Origin of the sequence: Salimicrobium flavidum (assembly GCF_900156645.1) — a bacterium.
Taxonomy (GTDB): domain Bacteria; phylum Bacillota; class Bacilli; order Bacillales; family Halobacillaceae; genus Salimicrobium; species Salimicrobium flavidum.
Genome location: NZ_FTOC01000002.1, coordinates 210,544 through 228,485, shown reverse-complemented (window position 1 = coordinate 228,485; position 17,942 = coordinate 210,544). Strand labels below are relative to the sequence as shown.

Genomic DNA, 17,942 nt, shown 5'->3' with positions numbered 1-17,942 from the left:
GGAAAAACGGTTACCCGTCTGTTTCTTGCTCTTTCCGCTCCCTGAACATATCCGCGAAAACAGGCACCTGTTTTTTTACGAGAAGTGGATTCGAGGCCCATTTCCGAAAGGCTTCCAGCTCATCCTCTGTCCAGGACCTTAAAGAACGAATATAGTCGAGAGTGAAATCATAGGAAGGCTTCAGAACTTCATCGCGTTCTTTATGATAGGCTTCCATTTCTTCCTCGAACGAGGCGCCATGTGTCGTCTTCTGAATCACTTCTGCGAGAAGGAGCGCCTGCCAAATCGCATCGTTCATCCCGAGCCCTGTACTCGGGTCTTTGGCGTGAGCGGCGTCGCCAATCAGTGCCCATCCCTTTCCGTAAGGCTGACGGAAGAAATTCGGAACCCCGGGCGTCCCTACCACTTTCCCTTCGAGAACAGCGCCTTCCATGCGGGCTTCCATCCCATACATCTGTCTGAAAACCTTCTCAAATGATTCCTGCGGATTTTTCGCAAATGATTTGAATTCATGCGAATGGATCTCGAGACCCAGGCAATCCAACCCCTCCTGCATCGGAAAGACGAAACCGATCCGTCCTTCATCGAGAAAAATCTCGACTGTCGGCTCAGGCAAGGGGGTCATCCCTTTATAATATCCGTAAAAAACCGGCCGTTCCGCAGGCTCGTAGTCATACATCCTGGCGTTGGCTTCTTTAGCGACAGTGGAATGACGTCCATCCGCACCTACGACGAGCCCCGCTGTGTACACAGATAACTTTCCTTTTTTATCTACTGTCTCTACCCCTGTGACCGCATCCCCTTCATAAACGAGACGTCGAACCTGGGCTTCTTCCTGAAAACTGACGCACTCATAGGAAGTTGCTTTTTCCATTAAAAGGGCATCGAACGAAGCACGCCCCGGAATCACTGTCGTCCCTTCCCTTTCTCCATCCGTAAAACTTCTCCCTATATATGTACGCATTCTTGTGATTTCCCGTAAACCGAGTTCTTTCACTTTCTCTTTCACCCCGAGTGCCTCCAGATAATGCTGGTGGGACAGTTGATGGGTCGAAAGCGTATCGCTCGGGAAAGACGCTTTTTCCAAGACCAGTACGCTCCGTCCCATTTGGCCGAGTCTGATCGCGAGACTCGCCCCCGCCACTCTCGCCCCGACAATAATCACTTCAAAGTCTGCCATTCTTCTCCTCCTGACATTTCGTAAAAATCGATATTCTTCTATGTTATCCCAGGGAAGCCTTTAATAGCACATATAATGCTTAAAAAAATCAGCCCGTGTGTCGGACTGATTCATTCTTCCTCATTTTTGACTGCCAATATAAAGCGGAAATATGCGGAAAAGCTCAGGAACGCTACGAGCGATCCGGTGAAAACAGGGATGATGACCGGAAACATGTACACACTGATCATGAGAAGAAAACCGCTTGTGACAGCAATTGTACCGAATAGGAGCGGACTGCCGAGCGTAATGACAAAAGAACGCTTCATCAGCTTCCGGAATGGTAAAGCTACGTGCACAATCGTCGAAAAGAAATTCACAGTGAAAACATACAGTACAATCGCCGTAACAAGAAAAATACCTACCATGAGCGTATTCGTCTCCAAAAAGTAATAAATATCGAGCGCTACGATAGTCCATAGCAAGGTGAATACCAGACCGCCATAAGCACTCTGCCGATAATTTTCCTTATAATAGCGCCAGTATGATTTTGTCTCCCCCATGAAATCTCTTCTGACCCACTCCCGGGCCTTCGCAAAAAGAGCGGTCGTAGCCGGGAAGAAAACGAACGGAGTCAGGAGAATTATCGGTACAAGCAGCACCATCACTTCCCCGCTGTTGCCTGCATCCAGCAGACTCAGCGCTAGAAGAACGATAGGGAGGTTCATGCCGAACCACGCCAGATTCGTTAATGAAAATTTCGCTATCCACTCACTGACAGCGTACATGCCGTCCATAACTCCTGCTCGTTTTCCCATTTTTTTCTCCCCTTTATGCTTCGTTGCGGACCTTCCACTCTTTTCTGAGGACCTTTCGCTTCTTCGTGCGGACCTCACGGATGTTTATGCAGACCTTTAACACTTTTGTACGGACCATAGTCATTTCTGACCAACCTGCTTACGCCAGGACTTCTAAGCGGGGAGCTTCCGCTTTTCTTTATGCCCACCACATGTCTGCCGGTGGTTCTTCGATAATAACATCGTTGAGATTGTTCACCGCACGCTGGAAGCCTTCTTCGATAGACATGATCGGGTCCTCATGTTCGATGCTTACCGCATGATCATATCCGAACGTCCGCAGTGCGCTGATAATATTAGACCATTCCTGCACACTGTGTCCATACCCTACGGAACGGAAGCTCCATCCGCGAGTACGTACTTCCCCGTACGGCTGCATATCGGTGAGACCATACATATTCACGTTTTCCTGATCTATATACGTATCTTTTGCATGGAAATGATGGATTGCATCTTCCCGACCGAGAATTTTGATAGCTGCGACCGGATCGATGCCCTGCCACCATAAATGACTCGGATCCAGGTTCGCTCCAATGGCCGGAGAGGTGGCTTCACGCAGTTTCAGCATCGTGTGAGGAGTATGGACAAGGAAACCGGCATGAAGTTCAAGACCTATTTTAACCCCGTGCTCTTCAGCAAGTGCAGCCTGTTCTTTCCAGTACGGAACAAGCTTCTGTTCCCACTGCCAATTCAGAATCTCGGAGTATTCCTCCGGCCACGGTGTTACCGGCCAGTTCGGAGTTTTGTCCGTCTCGGATCCTCCCGGTGTCCCGGAGAACGTATTGACTACAGGAACCCCCAAAAGCCCCGCCAGGTTCACTGTTTTTACGAAGATTTCATGGGAATTCGCTGCAAATGCCTCATCCGGGGAAAGAGGGTTTCCATGACAGCTCAGAGCACTGATTTCCAGGCCCCGTTTTTCCACTTCTGCAAGATATGCTTTCCGTTTTTCTTCACTCCTGAGCAGTTCGTCTACGTTACAGTGAGCATCTCCGGGATAGCCGCCCGTGCCGATTTCCACTGCCTTCAACCCTGATGCTTTCGCTTTATCGAGCATCTCTTCAAACGAAAGGTCAGAGAACAATACTGTAAATACACCTAATTTCATCACGATTCCTCCTCTTCTTTTTTCAGTGTAACCGCTCTGCCTGTATCGCTGCTTTCATACATGGCATCGATGATTTCCGTTACTCGCAAAGCTTCGGACGCTTCTACAATCAGTTCCTCTTCCCCGCTGCAGCTCGCCAGGAAATTGTCCATCTGTCTTGTGGCTACTACCGATGGCTCTTCTTCCTTCAATACCGGGGAAGCATTCCAGACAGCTCCATACTTCGTCTGGTACATTTCAAACGGATACACACTTAAGCCCCCGTCCACCCCGGAAAGACTAACTGACGTATGATCTTCCTTGATATTCGCTGACCAGGAACATTCGAACTGAAGCGAAAGTCCATTTTTGAATCTTATGTAACTTGTAACGTGATCATCGACTTCGAACGTCTCGTGATCAAACGCCCCCCAGTCATTGACCTGACCGGGTGTTCTGCTCAAATCATTATAGGTTTCGGCGCTTACTTCCACCGGTTCCGGGTTGCCAAGGAGCCAGAGCGACAAGTCCAACAGATGACAACCGAAATCGATCAGGCTTCCCCCGCCCTGGAGTTCCTTGTTCGTAAACACGCCCCACCCCGGGACTTTCCTGCGACGCATCGCCTGGACTCTGGCTACAAGCGGCTTCCCGAGTTCTCCAGCTTCTGTGACCCGCTTCGCCATGATACCTTCTTGAGTGTGCCGATAATGATATGCAATCGCTAAAATTCTGTTGTTGTTTTCAGCCGCCGTTTTCATCGCTTCCGCTTCGTAGCGGTTCATCGCCATCGGCTTCTCACAAAGGACATGAACCCCTCTGTTCAACGCTTCGATACTCAATTCCGCATGAAATTTGTTCGGCGTGCAAATAATGACAGCGTCGACCAGATCGAATAGTTCTGCCGGAGTATCACATACATGGGCAGCGCCGAACGTCTCCGCGACTTCTGCTGCGCGGCTCTTGTTTACATCCTGTACAGCTGAAAGTTCAGCTTTTTGATGGAGAGATTGAAGGGCGGGGATATGACGTTCTGTCGCTATTCCACCCGTTCCGATCACTCCTATTTTCCATTTATTCATAGTACCCCTACTTTAATGACTGGATTTTACGGGTCTGACCGGATTCAAGAGCTCCGAGAATAATTTCCAGAGATTTTTTCCCCTCATGACCGTCGATTAACGGTGTAGTATCATTCATGACGCTTTCAACGAAATGATCGATGACACCTGTATTCGTTTGTCCGCCTTCTTCATTGGATTGAATGTTGCCGAGCTGATAATTCACGACGTCCCCGTTAGTGAAAGTCGCTACGAGTGAATAGTCCGGGTCGTCTTCGATACGGAGCATCCCTTTTTCTGCGTAGATGACAGTGGAATTGTCCTCTGCGGTGTTATACGCCCAGCTCGCTGTGAGGGTGCCGAGAATCCCTGAGTCGGAACGAAGCATACAGACTGCGTTATCATCGACCGTAATGTTTTCTTTCGCATTATTCTCTACGAAACCGGCGACATCAGTGAATTCTTCCCCAAGCATATAGCGGATCAGGTCCGCTTTATGAACACCTAGGTCTCCCATCGCTCCTATGAACGCCTCATCCTTTTTGAAAAACCAGCTGTCCGCTCCGTCGGCACTCCAGCCTTCCGGTCCGCCGTGACCGAACGTCGTGCGAAAACTGTAAATCTTGCCTAACTCTCCAGATTGAATGATTTCTCTGGCCTTTTGGTGGGATTTCACAAAACGCTGGTTATGCGCAATCATCAGTTTCTTTCCGCTTTTTTCCGCTGCTTCGATCATTCGCTTTGCTTCCTCCGAGCTTGTCGCCATCGGTTTTTCACATAAAACATTCGCCCCGGCTTCTAAAGCGGCAATGGAAACAGGTGCATGCAAGTAGTTCGGAAGACAGACACTTACAAGATCCACTTCCTCTTTATTCAATAACTCTTCATAATCCGTATACGTCTTCGCACCATAAATCTGGCCGGCAATGGCTGCGCGATCTTCCGCAATATCGCAGACTGCTGTGATTTCCGTCTCTTCATTGTTCCGGTATTCAACCAGATGACGGTTCTGGGCAATACTGCCGCAGCCGATAATCGCTGTTTTTAAAGTCATTATTCCTTCTCCCCTTTCAGGTATCACTACTTCTCGGAAATATGTTCCAGAGGCTTCGCGTTGCCATACTGGTGCTTCGGTCCATTTGTATTCTGCGCCCAGCGGACGCCGTTCTGGATCACTTTCTGCACATCTTCATGGTAATAGGTCGGATACGTCTCATGACCAGGGCGGAAGTAGAAAATCTTTCCGTTGCCACGTTTGAAGGTAGCACCGCTACGGAATACTTCCCCGCCTTCGAACCAGCTGAGAAAAATCAATTCATCCGGGGCCGGGATGTCGAAGTGTTCCCCGTACATTTCTTCTTTTTCGATATCAAAGTATTGGCTTATCCCTTGTGCAATCGGATGGGTCGGATCTATGTTCCAGATGCGTTCCTTATCATCCGCTTCCCTCCATTTCAGGTCACAGCCTGTCCCCATCAGTTTTTTGAAGATTTTCGAAAAGTGGGCGGAGTGCAGAACCACAAGTCCCATTCCATCCAACACACGCTGCTTCACTCTTTCAGCAATGTCCTCCTCCACTTCATCGTGAGCCTTATGCCCCCACCATACTAGAACGTCCGCATTGTCGAGCGCCTCTTCGGTGAGACCATGTTCTTCTTCATCAAGGGTCGCTGTCGTTACCGTGTGACCATCTTTTTTCAGGAAATCAGCCAGGGCTCCGTGGATGCCTTCCGGGTAAACGTCCGAAACCACCGGATTCTCTTTTTCGTGACGGTATTCGTTCCATACCAATATATTCATAATTCTTCCCCCTTCTGTGCAACGTCAAGCGAAAACGATTGCATCTCCAGCTAAATTTTTTTTCTTTCCATACATGATTCTCTTTCCACAATATTCGTCGGAATAACCAGACTTTTGTTCATCATTTCAGGTTTCCTCAACTTATCGATAAGTGTCTCAGCCGAGTAGTACCCAAGTTGATCGGCGTTCGTATCGACCGTCGTCAGCGCAGGACTCGACAGCCTGGAAACGATCGTATTGTTGAAACTGATCACACTCATGTCTTCCGGTACGGAGAGCCCGGCTTCCCCGAGTGCCGTAATAATGGAAAGCGCATGAAAGTCATCCATGACAACGAGAGCTGTCGGTGGCTCGGGAAGTTCCAGCAGCTCTTTCACGATAACCGTCCCGTCATAGCTTCCATCCCGTCTATACTTGATATATTCTTCACTTTGTCTGCACCCATGGGTAGTCAGAGCCTTTTCGTATCCTTCCACCCTGGCTTTCGTCACTTCAAAATCCGCTTCCCCGCCGACAATCGCGATCCGTTCGTGACCGAGTTGAATCAGATAGTCGGTAGCTTCATTAGAAGCCTGGACGTTATCGTTGTCGACATACATAACGTTTGATGCGTCCAGAAGCGGCTTCCCGATCATCACGAACGGAAAGTCCTGTTGCATCAGATACGGTACGACTTTATCATCCTCCTTGGAATACAGGACAACGATCGCATCTACCCTTTTCCCCTGGACCATTTTCACAACGTCCTGGAAAATAGCTTCTTCCGACTCTCCGGTCGTCAGATTCAGGCTGTAGTCATTCTCCTGGCAAGCCTTACTTATACCACTTAAGAGTTCCGAGAAGAATGGGTTATCGAAAGAATGCGAACTGGAATGTTTCATGACTACACCGATCGTCTGGGTAGACTGTCTCACGAGGACGCGGGCATTATAGTTCATATAATAACCCATCTCGTCCATCACTTTCCGTACCTTTTTCTTCGTTGCAGGGCTGATACGCGGGCTGTCCGCAATCACCCGTGATACCGTGGAAGGGGCTACATTCGCCTCCTTCGCTACATCCTTAATCGTCACAGACATTGATCCTGCTCCTTTCTATTTCACTGCACCTTCGGAGACCCCATCGATGATCTGCTTCTGTGCGAAGAAGTATCCGATGATGACCGGGATGATCGCGATCGTCAGGCCGGCCAGCGCCAGGTGCCACTGTTTCGTGTACTGTCCGAAGAAATAGAACATTTTCAGAGGGATCGTCGCATTCGCTTCGCTCAGCACGAGCGATGGAAGCAGGTAATCGTTCCAGATCCAGATCGTATTCAATATCGCGACCGTCACGGAAATCGGCTTCAAGAGCGGGAAGATGATGTACCAGAACGTCTGGAACCGGTTCGCGCCGTCGATGATCGCCGCTTCATCGAGCGAGTGGGAAATCCCCGTCATCGCACCGTGATACAGGAAGATGGACAGGCTGCACCCGAATCCGAGGTACATGAAAATGAGTCCTGCGGCATTCAGCATATCGACCTGGCCGAAAATGGCCACTAAGGGAATCATAACAGATTGGAACGGAATCAGCATCGCCGCCACGAAGACGAAGAACATCGCTCCCGACAACTTACTCTTGTTTCTCGCCAGCGCATATCCTGCCATCGACGAAAACAGAATGATGATCAGGATACTGAGTCCGGTGATCAGCACCGAGTTGAACAGGGATTTCAGAAATTCCAGTTCGATGAACGCTTTGACGAAGTTTTCGAAGGTGAATTCTTCCGGAATCCCGAGCACCCCTTCGAAGATACCCCGTTTCGTTTTGAAGGCGTTGACGACCATCAGGTAGAACGGAGACAGCCAGAGCAGGGCCAGAAGCAGGCCGAAGACTTCAAGCAGACGTGTGTTTCGCTTCTCGTTGTTCTTCTTCATCAGACATCCACCTCACGTTTCTTGTTGTAATACACCTGCGTCAGAGCGATGACCGCGACGATCAGGAAGAAGATGACCGCTTTCGCTTGCGCATACGCCATTTCCCGGTCACTGAAGGCGGTACGGACGATCTCCATCGCCACCATCTGTGTGGAGTTGAACGGTCCCCCGGCGGTCAGGGATAAGTTCTGGTCATAGATTTTGAAGGACATCGACAGCGTCAGGAACATGCTGACGGTGAACGCCGGAGCCACGAGCGGGAAGATCACGTTTTTGAACCGCTGCAGCGCACTCGCGCCGTCGATCTTCGATGCTTCGATCAGTTCTTTCGGTACGTTCTCCAGATACGCGATGTAGATGATCATGATGTACCCGGCCATCTGCCAGGCGGTCAGAATGACGAGACCCCAGAACCCGGTTCCTGTCGTCGACAGCCAGCCGCTCAACCCTTCGATACCGGTAAGGCCGGCTACATCACCGAAGACGGAGATGAAGATGAACTGCCAGATGAACCCGAGGATCAGGCCGCCGATGAGGTTCGGCATGAAGAAGATGGTACGCATCAGATTGTTCGATTTCATGTTCCTCGTGACGAGCAGCGCAAGACCGAGACCGAACACATTCAAAAGCAGCACGGTGACGACTGCGAATTTGATCGTGAACCAGATCGAGTTCATGAACTCATCTTCCTGGAACAATCGTATGTAGTTTTCAAACCCTAGAAAATTGTTCGCCGTGATTCCGTTCCAATCCGTGAAGGAATAGAAAAGCCCGTAGATGAAAGGAATGACGACGACGATACCAAGTCCGAGGATTACGGGGGTCAAAAAGAGCCAGAATGACAAACTCCTGTTTTTCATAGATAATCTCCTCCCAAGCTGTGTAAAGCTCTCCTGTCGTCCTATTAACCAACAAGAGCGCCTTTATCAGCGCTCTTTGCCGGTTCTTTTAATTGTGACTCTGTTATAGTTCACTGTTAATTTTCGTCCCTACGTGCGGAAGCTTACAGTAAGATTTTCCACTTTTCTTTGTCCAGTTTCAGCGCCTATCCCCTCGAAGATATAAGTCGGGGGCCGGGATGAGGAGAAAACACCTCATCCCGGCCCCCGACTTATACTTTAGGGGATGAACAGGCGCTTTCACTTTTCTTGTCCAGTTACAACTTCCAGAAATTCGTGTCTTAAGTAGTCCCAATCAGCGAAAGGAAAATTCACCTTTCCTCTGATCGGTCTACTTAATCCAGTATTTCTAAACGGAAGTCTCCACTTTTCTTGTCCAGTTTCGCCACCCAGAAGTCCGTGCCCTAAGCAGTGATTTCTTTTTCAGGAAAAAGCAACTGAAAAGAGATACCCCTGCTTACGTCAGAACTTCTAAGCGGGATGACTCCGCTTTTCTTACTGCCTAGCTTGTTCCCAGGCTTGTGTCGCTTGTTGTTCCACTTCTTCCCACGTTATATCACCAGCGAGGTATTCCTGCATCGCTACACCTAAAGCATCTTCTGTCCAGGCTGTAGGCGCTCCGAGGAAGACCCAACCAAGTGTGTTACCTTCGTTTGCATACTTATAGATTTCCTTGGAAATAGGATCTGCAATTTCCTGATCTTCATATCCTTCGTAAGCCGGGATGAATTTGAATTCTTCTGTAACGAATTTCTTACCAGTCTCAGAAGTGTACATCCAATCAAGGAAGTCTTTGGAAGCTTGTACTACTTCGTCTTCAGACTGCTTGTTAACGACCCAGTAGTTCGGAACGCCGACCGGAATGCTTCCTTCATATCCTTCCACCGGAATCGGAAGAAGTCCTACGTTTTCTTCAGCAAATTCAGGATCCATGGATTCAATCGTGTTGTATACCCAGTTCCCCTGTTGAATCATCGCCACGTTCCCGAGGGAGAAGTGTTCTTCCACCTGTTGGGAGTAATCGAGACTAAGTACTGGTTGAACGGAATTCTCGCTCTGCAAATCAGTGAATTCCTTCATCTGATCCCCCATAGCGAATTCGACTGTATCTGCATTGTACGCTTCCATGACATCATGATTGAATTCATCTGCGAGATAAGCGTTTGCCAGGTGGTTACCCATCACCCATTGTTCTTTCCCTGGAAAAGCGAAAGGTGCTTCAATTCCAAGTTCTTCTTTCTGGGAATTCAGTGTTTCTACTGCGCCTTTCAAATCTTCCATCGTTTTGATCGAAGAAGCATCGATTCCAGCCTCTTCAAATACTTTTTTGTTGTAAAGAAGGCCATACCCTTCCTGGTTGAACGGAAGACCAAGTACCTGATCATCCTGAGTAACTCCGTTCAATGTTCCATCCAGTGCCGCATTCGCCGCATCTGTGTCAGATACATCTGCTAAGTATTCTTTATATTCTTCAACATCCGTTGGACCACCGACGTTGAATATATCAGGCTCTTCTCCTGAAGAGAATGATGTTTTAAGGGAAGCGCCGTAATCGTTACCGCCACCAACCGTTTTCACGTTAATATTGACGTCCGGGTTTTCTTCTTCATACATCGAGACAAGTTCTTCGAATTGATCTTTGAATTCAACTTTGAACTGGAAGACATCTACCGTGACCGCATCGCTGCTTCCACCTTCACCTTCGCCGCTGTCTCCGCCCGATGCATCATCGGAACCGAAAGAACACCCTGCAAGAACACTCGAAGCCAACAACGCTGTAGCAATACCCGAATAAAACTTCTTCTTTTTCATCCCATACACTCCTTCAATAGTGTTTAAGTTTGAATCCGCTTACACATCCAGCAAAAAAATAAAATGAAACCAGCAAAAAGTCTGTGCATTCGTTTGCAAAAACTTTTAATAATTAATTCCCTCATTCGCAAGGGAACCTTACTAATTTCGAAAAATATACCGTGAATGCGTTTGCATAGATTCATTGTCTGTATCTTAGCACGATTACAAACACTTTACAATACGAATTCTGAAAATAATGAACAGCTCCATTTGTTTGTGCATTAAAAAAAGCTGAAGGACGCACCTTCAGCTTCTGAAATTTATGAACTTAAAAACTTCTTTCTTCTTCCACGTTTCTCTCCTGATCATGAATACGTACTTTACTTGGAGAGTTTTTCTTAGCGATTTCTTCGGCTTTCGCGACAGCGGAATCACGATCTTCAAATTCTTCTGTCGGAGCGACGTCTTCGATTTTTACAATCCAGCCGCCTCCCTGGGGGTTTTGCATTACATTATATTCTTTTACCATAATTAATCCACTCCTATTCTAATCATTGTCTACATCACTATCTTCCCCGTGTCCTTGTGCTTCAAACATACGAAGAATTGTCAGAAAATTGTTTGACAGTGATCGATACGATGGTTATAATTTGGTTTAAGATTAAATTGAATAGTTCGTTCAACTCTTATCAAGAGCGGCTGAGGGAATAGGCCCTGTGAAGCCCGGCAACCTTCAAACATCGGTTTGAAAAGGTGCTAACTCCTACAGATCTTTTACGATCTGAGAGATAAGAGGAGGCGTATGATACATAATCAGCCCTCTTCTTATCGATAAGAAGGGGGTTTTTCTTGTGCAACATGCCCCTACAGGATAAATGCACCTCTTTTCTTTCAGGTCGATTCGGCTCCGGCTTTCCCCAAAAGAGCAGAAATACCTGATTTCCTCCCTCACCCGTCAGATACAGAGTTCATGTTCTAGCAGGACGACGAAAAGATAAACGTATGGAGGGAAAAAGCATGTCCGTTAATCGTATACAACGCTGCGAAACCAGCTACGAAGAGATATCTATAGGTGCCTTTACATTTGAATCAGGAGAAACGCTCCCCGAGGTCACCCTCGCCTACGAACACTTTGGGAATACCGGAGCTCCTCTTCTCCTTATTTGCCATGCCCTCACCGGAAATCAATTCACAGTAGGTACGGAAGAAGAACCGGGATGGTGGAATGGTCTGTTCGGGACAGAGGGTTTGATTCCGGAAGAGGAATACCAGACGATTACGTTCAACGTTCTTGGCGGATGTCATGGATCTACTGGTCCCGCAAGTGTAAACCCGGAAACAGGGGAGAGCTACCGTCTCGACTTCCCTACCGTCACCATCAGGGATATGGTCCGTGCCCAAAAACAGGCCCTTGATGCTCTCGGAATCAGTCACATTCATGCTGTACTTGGAGGATCCCTCGGGGGGATGCAGGTATATGAATGGGGACTGTTGTATCCGGAGATGATGGATAACCTCTTCATGCTTGCCTCCACCCCTTTCCTAAGTGATTACGGCATTGCCTTCAACCATATCGGTGCGGAAGCCATCAAACGTGATCCTTCCTGGAATGGGGGAGATTATGAGTCGAACGAAGAACTGAATGGTTTCGAAATCGCCAGAATGACAGGAATGGTGACTTATAGAAGCAGTTCTCTTTTTCAGCAGCGATTCAACCGGGGCCAAAATGAAGAGAATTATCACATCCAATCCTACCTCGACTACCAGGGGAAAAAGATTAAGAAACGGTTCGATGCAAACAGTTATCTGTACCTCCTCGAAGCGATGAATCATCATGACATTACGAGAGGGAGAGGTACTCTTGAAGAGGCCGCTGAACAGTACAAAGCGGATATTTATACGATCAGTTTCGAAAAAGATCTCGTCTATCCTAAAGAACTCATGGAAGAATTCAGCCTTCTTCCCCACCATTCCACCCACTATCACGTGGAAACTGAATTCGGCCATGACGGCTTCCTCGTCGAATTCGACAAATGGGGCAACTATATCAAGTATCACCTAAGTGTGTAGTCACCCCGCTTAGAAACCTTGGCCTAAGCAAGGGTTTCTCTTTTCAGGTGCCCTCTCCTGAAAAAGAAATCACTGCTTAGGACATGAGTTTCTGGGTGACGGAACCGGATAAACCTAAGTATGTAGTCATCCGTTCAGAAACCTCGGCCTAAACAGACAAAAAGCTGTCACCCTCGTTTGTGAAATGAGGATGACAGCTTTTTTTCGGAAATTATTCTCTTGCTGCAGCTTCTCCAGGCGTATTACCCATACGTGGCAATATTTCCTCGAGCAACTTCGGTGATTTTACATTAAGCTCACTGATGATAAGCTGCCCACGCGAATCTACAGACTTCTGCATCTGCTTCATGACCCAGGCTTTGGGCTCATCCTTCCAGTTCTCCCGATTTTCGAGCGCCTGACCGGGATTCACATCGCCTGTGGAAACGAACACTTCTTCCTGATCCGTAATAGAACTGATCAGCTCCACAGAACGTTCACGATATTTTTCCTTTTCCTCCACAGAAAGGCGCTTCGGCATGCGGTGATTCCAGGTATGAGCTACGACGACGTGCCCCGCTTCTTCGACCTCTTTCACTACTTCCGGATAGCGCTCCGCCCTCTTACCGATCATGTAAAACATAGCCTTTGCATCATTTTTTTCAAGAATTCGAAGCAGTTCTTCCGTTCTTTCCGGATGAGGCCCTCCCATAACTACGACAGGGTAGTCTTCGGCCATTTCTTTCGTCACCGGGACTTCGATCGACTTGTCTCTTTGCTTATAGTTCTCCGGAGGTTCAGGATCTTCTGCATACTTCGTCCTGAATCTATCCGTAAACCAGCCAGGGTGCTCCTCTTTCTCTACCTTGACTGATTCACCCCCGATAAAAAACGTCAGCGTATCCCCTTCATAGATGAAATTCTCCAGATCCTGTTCTATGATTTTATAATTCAAATCATTCTCTACAAGATTCTGCAATTCATTCCGCTCCTGCTCGCCTTCGAGAAAATGCTGCAGGGAAAGCCGCTTCCCATTCGATTTACCAAAATGGAAAATCGTCTCGTCCGACTTTTCACGCCCTTCTCCCCAGGTTACGGTTTCTTTGAATTTCACGACATACGTCTCCGGGTCTTCATGGATGACATCGTAGCCGATATGGAGTTCCTGCACGGCAGAAACCCCTTCTCCCTGGACGCGTCCATAACTTTCCTTCTTGAAATCCGAACGCTGCTCATTCACGTAATCAAGCAATGTCTGATCGATCTGATCATTAGGTGTCTCCGGGTAATGCATGACAATATACAAATCATCGAACGTTTCTATTTTTGTCTCTACGTTCGCATTATAATCTTCATAGTTTTCCTTACTCACTGTCTTCATGTCTTTTCCGTCTCCGGCGTTAGTCATAAACGAACAACCGCTCAACAATATGAAAAATCCTGATATAAGTAGTCTCATTTTTCCCCTCTATATCTCAAAGTATTACACAGTCAAAAACTATTGTAACACAACTGTAAAGGGTAATTTATGGAATTATACCTTGAGCACTTCAATAGGATAACCGGCGAAAATCCCGGTTTCCACTACACCCGGGATACCTTTGAGAGAAGTCTCGGCGCCCGGGGCTATGTCATGGAACGTTACATCCAGAATGACGTGTCCCCCTTCTGTAATGACAGGACCGTCTTTCTTGTCCGCCATACGCATCTCAATACGTTCAACGGAAGTATAAGTTTCCAATGTGCTTTCAACGAGATGGATCGCTCTGCTGTCCACTTCCACCGGAACAGCGAATTTTTCACCGAGGCGGGTGACTATTTTACTCTGGTCTACAAGAATATATGTTTTATCAGCGCTTGCCATGACCAATTTTTCTCTCAGCATCGCTCCTCCACGACCTTTGATGAGACGTTGTTCATCGTCTACTTCATCCGCTCCGTCGAATCCCCAATCCGGGCGCGAATCAATGAGCGTCGTTGTCGGCAATCCGAGAACAGAACAATTGATTTCCGCTTCTTTGGAAGTCGGAATGCCTTTCACATCAAGCCCTTCTTCTTTTACACGTTCGACGATCGCCTGCAGAGCAAGGAAGGATGTCGACCCGGAACCGATGCCGATCACATCGCCGTCTTTCACTTTTTCAGCCACTTGAAATGCTACCTGCTGTTTCACTTCTTTATTTGAAATATCACCGGACCAGTTCAACTGACTCGCTATTTGATTCGTCCATTTCATCTTCGATCACCCCTATTTGAATTATGTACCGTTATCAGTATACCAAAATTGCATCATTTGATTAAATGATGCTTGAAAGCATAGACTACCGCTTGTGTCCGGTCGTGGACTTCGAGTTTCCCGAGAATATTACTGACATGGACTTTCACCGTCTTCAAAGCGATAAACAGTTGTTCGGCGATTTCCTGATTCGTCCGGCCCTCTGCCATCAGCATAAGTATCTCTTTTTCACGGGCGGTGAGCTGTTCATGCAGCGGTTCATTTCTCATTTTGTTCATCAGTTTCCCGGTCACTTCCGGTTCAAGAATCGACTGTCCTCCATGAGTGGCTCTGATCGCCTCCGCGATCTCATCAGCTTTGGATGTTTTCAACAGATAACTTACCGCCCCCGCTTCTAGAGCGGGATAAACTTTTTCATCATCGATGAAGCTCGTAACGATGATGATCTTCGCTTCCGGCCACTCCGAAATGATGCGCTCGGTCGCTTCGATACCATCCATTTCCTCCATGACGAGATCCATCAGAATAATATCCGGTTTCCATTCGAATGCTTTCTCTACCCCTTCTTTCCCGTCAGCTGCTTCTGCAACCACTTCGATATCCGGTTGAGCGGATAAATAGGCGGAGACTCCGATCCTTACCATCTCATGATCATCCACGAACAGAACTCGAATCATTTCGTTTCCCCTCTTTCCTTATATGGCAATTTGACTTCGATTCTCGTACCATCTTCCTTCACACTGACAATTTTCAGGATACCGCCGATTTCTAACGCCCGTTCATTCATATTCACCAGACCATAAGAGTTGGAGGAGGCTTTATCGACATCAAACCCTTTTCCGTCGTCCAAAATCCTTAAAAGGATGAATTCGTCCCTCAAAAGTAGCTGGACGGTCAAATTCTCCGCTTCCGCATGTCTCAGCGTATTCGAGACTGCCTCCTGGATGATCCGGAACAACTGATCTTCCTCCCCTTTTTCAAGCGGAACTTCTTCGAGCTGTTTTTCAACCTGGAGCGGAACTTTTTGAGTCAATTCCTCCAGGAGTTCCTCCGTGCCTTCTTTAAGTGTCTTCCCTTTCAGAGGTACCGGACGCAAGTGAAGCAGAAGTGCTCTCATTTCAAGTTGGGACTGGTGTATCATTTTTTCCACCATTTGCAGCTGGCGATTCCCTTCTTCCTGTTCATTGATCGCAGACATCATCATCGAAGCTGCGAATAACTGCTGACTGACAGAATCGTGCAGTTCCCGGGCAAGGCGGCTCCTTTCCTGAGCGACGACTTCCTGTAAACTTTTCTCCCTCTCCTCGGCACGTTCTGATGCCTGTTTCCGGGAGAGTTCTGTCTGCCTCTCCATCTTTTCCTCAATCGCAGATAGACGTGAGGTGAATTCTTCTCCGAGACTTTCTGAAAGTCGGTGGTCCACAGGCGTTCCCTGAGCCAGATAATCGAGCTGTCGATATAGAGATTTCCTTTTCTGCTTTCCCTGAAGGCCCTGAGCTACTCCGGCACCGATACCGAGTGTCAATGCAGTAATGATAGGGACGAGGAAGAACGGTACGTCCAGAACGTCTCTCCTATAAAGGAGCGACCACTCTTCGGGCGGGAAAACGAAAAAAATGATGCCGGTGAGCAGGAGGGAAAACAATAGAAACAGTAAGGTGTAAAACAGGATGAACTTCTTCATATACGCTTCACCTCAATGTCCCCCGAAAGGATAGAGGTTACGATCCTGACTCCTGGCGTTTTTGTTCCGTACTGCTCGGTCTGGTAATGGATCGTCTGATTCCACAGGTTGTTGCTATGAAAATCAAAAATAGAAGCCCGTCCGATGAGGGAACTGTGATGCACGACCACTTCCGTTTCGTAGGGAACGTAGATGGTGATGGTCCCCACCAGGTGCCGTATGGAAATCAATGCTTTTTCCGGCAATACGGTCCGGCTCAAATCAATCGTTCTATCTCCGATGCCCCCATGGATGTTTATATCATTCCATGCATAAGCTTCAGGTGTCGACTGATCCCCCCACGCTTTCTGTTCGAGCACAGGTTCAGGAGAAGGAGATGCCATTTGTTCCGGAAAGACGGGCGGGTCCGGTTGCTTGCTGGAATGGAAATAGTTGTAGAGAAAAAGCACGAGGAGAATAAACAGAAGAAAGCGGACAATCGCCATGCTCAAAATGGCCATAATCAAAGAAACAAGGCCCACCCAGAACAATACTTTCCCGAATGTCCGTCCATAAGACCGGTGACCGAAATAAACGAGGAGTCCACTGAATAAAAGAGAAAACAGGTTATCGCCGTCGAAAAAAATGATTTCGGCAGCCAAAAACACGGCTAGAACAAGCAATAATTTGTTGATCGTATCTGTCCCTATTTTCTCAAACATCATGACCCCTCCTCCATACATATCACTCTCCCGTACGAGATACGCACAGGAGAGAAGACTTTGTTATTACTCTTTTTCCTTTTCCAGCTGCTGGATTTTACTATCGAATGTGGAGCGCTGATAGGAACGATTGATCTGCTGTTCGAGCCGTTCCATATGATGATCGAGTTCAGAGAAGCGGCTGTACGGCTTTTCGGCAGCCTCCTCCGCGACGCGATCGATCCGGTGGTGGGCTTTGGCTATATTTTCGCGGCCCATCAGCTCCATTCGTTTTACATGCATATCTTTCAATTTGTGTTTCATTTCTTCATAGTTACGTTCTAGCTCCTGCAATTGCTGATCGGAGTCCTGTTTTGATTGTAGCAGACGTTCTGCCCGATTGGTATAGGCTTCTTTCTCCATCAGAGCGAAGTCCTGCATCTCGCTTTCTCCGGCGTTTTCAGCTACTGTCGCCTGGTGGTCCCGTTTATCCGCCATCGCACGAGCCTCTTCATACTCTTTCACGAACTCTTCCTTCAACTTGTACTGACGCTCAATAAGCTTACGCACGTTCTCGGTTTCCTTCTCACTTTCTCTCAGGTACTGGTTCAAGAGAGCCATCGGGTTCTTTTCTTCTTTTTTGTCCATCACGTCATGCATATCCGCGACAAAAGAGTCCTTCATTCTTGTAAATACATTTGTCATCAGTGATTCCTC

At 47.7% G+C, this 17,942-nt stretch carries 18 protein-coding genes and 1 riboswitch; of the genes, 1 reads left to right on the top strand and 17 read right to left on the bottom strand.

Annotated elements, in window-relative coordinates; genetic code table 11:
* Window positions 1-10: 10 nt before the first annotated feature.
* The 11 genes from BW944_RS04390 to BW944_RS04340 all read right to left on the bottom strand — a co-directional run bounded on the left by BW944_RS04390 (window position 11) and on the right by BW944_RS04340 (window position 11,105).
* Entirely contained in the window at window positions 11-1,180 is a 1,170-nt protein-coding gene (locus BW944_RS04390; RefSeq protein WP_076557138.1) for an NAD(P)/FAD-dependent oxidoreductase, read from the bottom strand.
* 110 nt (window positions 1,181-1,290) lie between these two features.
* Window positions 1,291-1,977, bottom strand: coding sequence for a YesL family protein (locus tag BW944_RS04385; protein WP_076557137.1), 687 nt, complete (start codon window positions 1,975-1,977; stop codon window positions 1,291-1,293).
* Between the two features lie 178 nt (window positions 1,978-2,155).
* A complete protein-coding gene (locus BW944_RS04380) occupies window positions 2,156-3,124 on the bottom strand; it encodes a sugar phosphate isomerase/epimerase family protein (RefSeq protein WP_076557136.1) in 969 nt (322 codons plus the stop codon).
* Window positions 3,124-4,185, bottom strand: a complete 1,062-nt coding sequence (locus BW944_RS04375; RefSeq protein WP_076557135.1) for a Gfo/Idh/MocA family protein — start codon at window positions 4,183-4,185, stop codon at window positions 3,124-3,126. The genes BW944_RS04380 and BW944_RS04375 overlap by 1 nt, the downstream gene beginning before the upstream one ends.
* Window positions 4,186-4,192: 7 nt before the next feature.
* The gene (locus BW944_RS04370) at window positions 4,193-5,221 is read right to left on the bottom strand and encodes a Gfo/Idh/MocA family protein (RefSeq protein WP_143525656.1); all 1,029 of its coding nucleotides are present in this window, start codon (window positions 5,219-5,221) and stop codon (window positions 4,193-4,195) included.
* Between the two features lie 23 nt (window positions 5,222-5,244).
* Window positions 5,245-5,964 (bottom strand): ThuA domain-containing protein, encoded by a 720-nt coding sequence (locus BW944_RS04365; RefSeq protein WP_076557133.1) that lies wholly within the window; start codon window positions 5,962-5,964, stop codon window positions 5,245-5,247.
* 50 nt (window positions 5,965-6,014) lie between these two features.
* Entirely contained in the window at window positions 6,015-7,043 is a 1,029-nt protein-coding gene (locus BW944_RS04360; protein ID WP_076557132.1) for a LacI family DNA-binding transcriptional regulator, read from the bottom strand.
* 15 nt (window positions 7,044-7,058) lie between these two features.
* Complete coding sequence (locus tag BW944_RS04355) at window positions 7,059-7,883, bottom strand: carbohydrate ABC transporter permease (protein ID WP_076557131.1); 825 nt, start codon at window positions 7,881-7,883, stop codon at window positions 7,059-7,061.
* Window positions 7,883-8,743 (bottom strand): carbohydrate ABC transporter permease, encoded by an 861-nt coding sequence (locus BW944_RS04350; RefSeq protein WP_076557130.1) that lies wholly within the window; start codon window positions 8,741-8,743, stop codon window positions 7,883-7,885. The genes BW944_RS04355 and BW944_RS04350 overlap by 1 nt, the downstream gene beginning before the upstream one ends.
* A gap of 534 nt (window positions 8,744-9,277) precedes the next feature.
* Window positions 9,278-10,594: an ABC transporter substrate-binding protein gene (locus tag BW944_RS04345; RefSeq protein WP_076557129.1), complete on the bottom strand. Its 1,317-nt coding sequence runs from the start codon at window positions 10,592-10,594 to the stop codon at window positions 9,278-9,280.
* Between the two features lie 310 nt (window positions 10,595-10,904).
* Window positions 10,905-11,105: a DUF2188 domain-containing protein gene (locus BW944_RS04340; protein WP_076557128.1), complete on the bottom strand. Its 201-nt coding sequence runs from the start codon at window positions 11,103-11,105 to the stop codon at window positions 10,905-10,907.
* 154 nt (window positions 11,106-11,259) lie between these two features.
* A riboswitch (SAM riboswitch) is annotated at window positions 11,260-11,371 on the top strand.
* A 222-nt stretch (window positions 11,372-11,593) separates the two neighbouring features.
* Between BW944_RS04340 and metX the strand changes: the two genes are divergently transcribed.
* The gene (metX, locus tag BW944_RS04335; protein WP_076557127.1) at window positions 11,594-12,646 is read left to right on the top strand and encodes a homoserine O-acetyltransferase MetX; all 1,053 of its coding nucleotides are present in this window, start codon (window positions 11,594-11,596) and stop codon (window positions 12,644-12,646) included.
* 211 nt (window positions 12,647-12,857) lie between these two features.
* On the opposite strand, the gene BW944_RS04330 is transcribed toward metX, so the two are convergent.
* The 6 genes from BW944_RS04330 to BW944_RS04305 form a co-directional block, all read right to left on the bottom strand.
* Window positions 12,858-14,084 (bottom strand): polysaccharide deacetylase family protein, encoded by a 1,227-nt coding sequence (locus BW944_RS04330; protein ID WP_084193617.1) that lies wholly within the window; start codon window positions 14,082-14,084, stop codon window positions 12,858-12,860.
* A gap of 75 nt (window positions 14,085-14,159) precedes the next feature.
* Window positions 14,160-14,861 (bottom strand): ribose 5-phosphate isomerase A, encoded by a 702-nt coding sequence (gene rpiA, locus BW944_RS04325; protein WP_076557125.1) that lies wholly within the window; start codon window positions 14,859-14,861, stop codon window positions 14,160-14,162.
* 53 nt (window positions 14,862-14,914) lie between these two features.
* Window positions 14,915-15,538 carry a response regulator transcription factor gene (locus BW944_RS04320; protein WP_076557124.1) on the bottom strand — a complete coding sequence of 208 codons (624 nt, stop codon included), beginning with the start codon at window positions 15,536-15,538 and terminating at the stop codon, window positions 14,915-14,917.
* A complete protein-coding gene (locus BW944_RS04315) occupies window positions 15,535-16,545 on the bottom strand; it encodes a sensor histidine kinase (protein ID WP_076557123.1) in 1,011 nt (336 codons plus the stop codon). Before BW944_RS04315 ends, BW944_RS04320 begins: the two co-directional genes overlap by 4 nt.
* Complete coding sequence (liaF, locus tag BW944_RS04310) at window positions 16,542-17,246, bottom strand: cell wall-active antibiotics response protein LiaF (RefSeq protein WP_076557122.1); 705 nt, start codon at window positions 17,244-17,246, stop codon at window positions 16,542-16,544. The genes BW944_RS04315 and liaF overlap by 4 nt, the downstream gene beginning before the upstream one ends.
* A 66-nt stretch (window positions 17,247-17,312) precedes the next feature.
* A complete protein-coding gene (locus BW944_RS04305; protein WP_076557121.1) occupies window positions 17,313-17,930 on the bottom strand; it encodes a PspA/IM30 family protein in 618 nt (205 codons plus the stop codon).
* Between the last annotated feature and the right edge of the window lie 12 nt (window positions 17,931-17,942).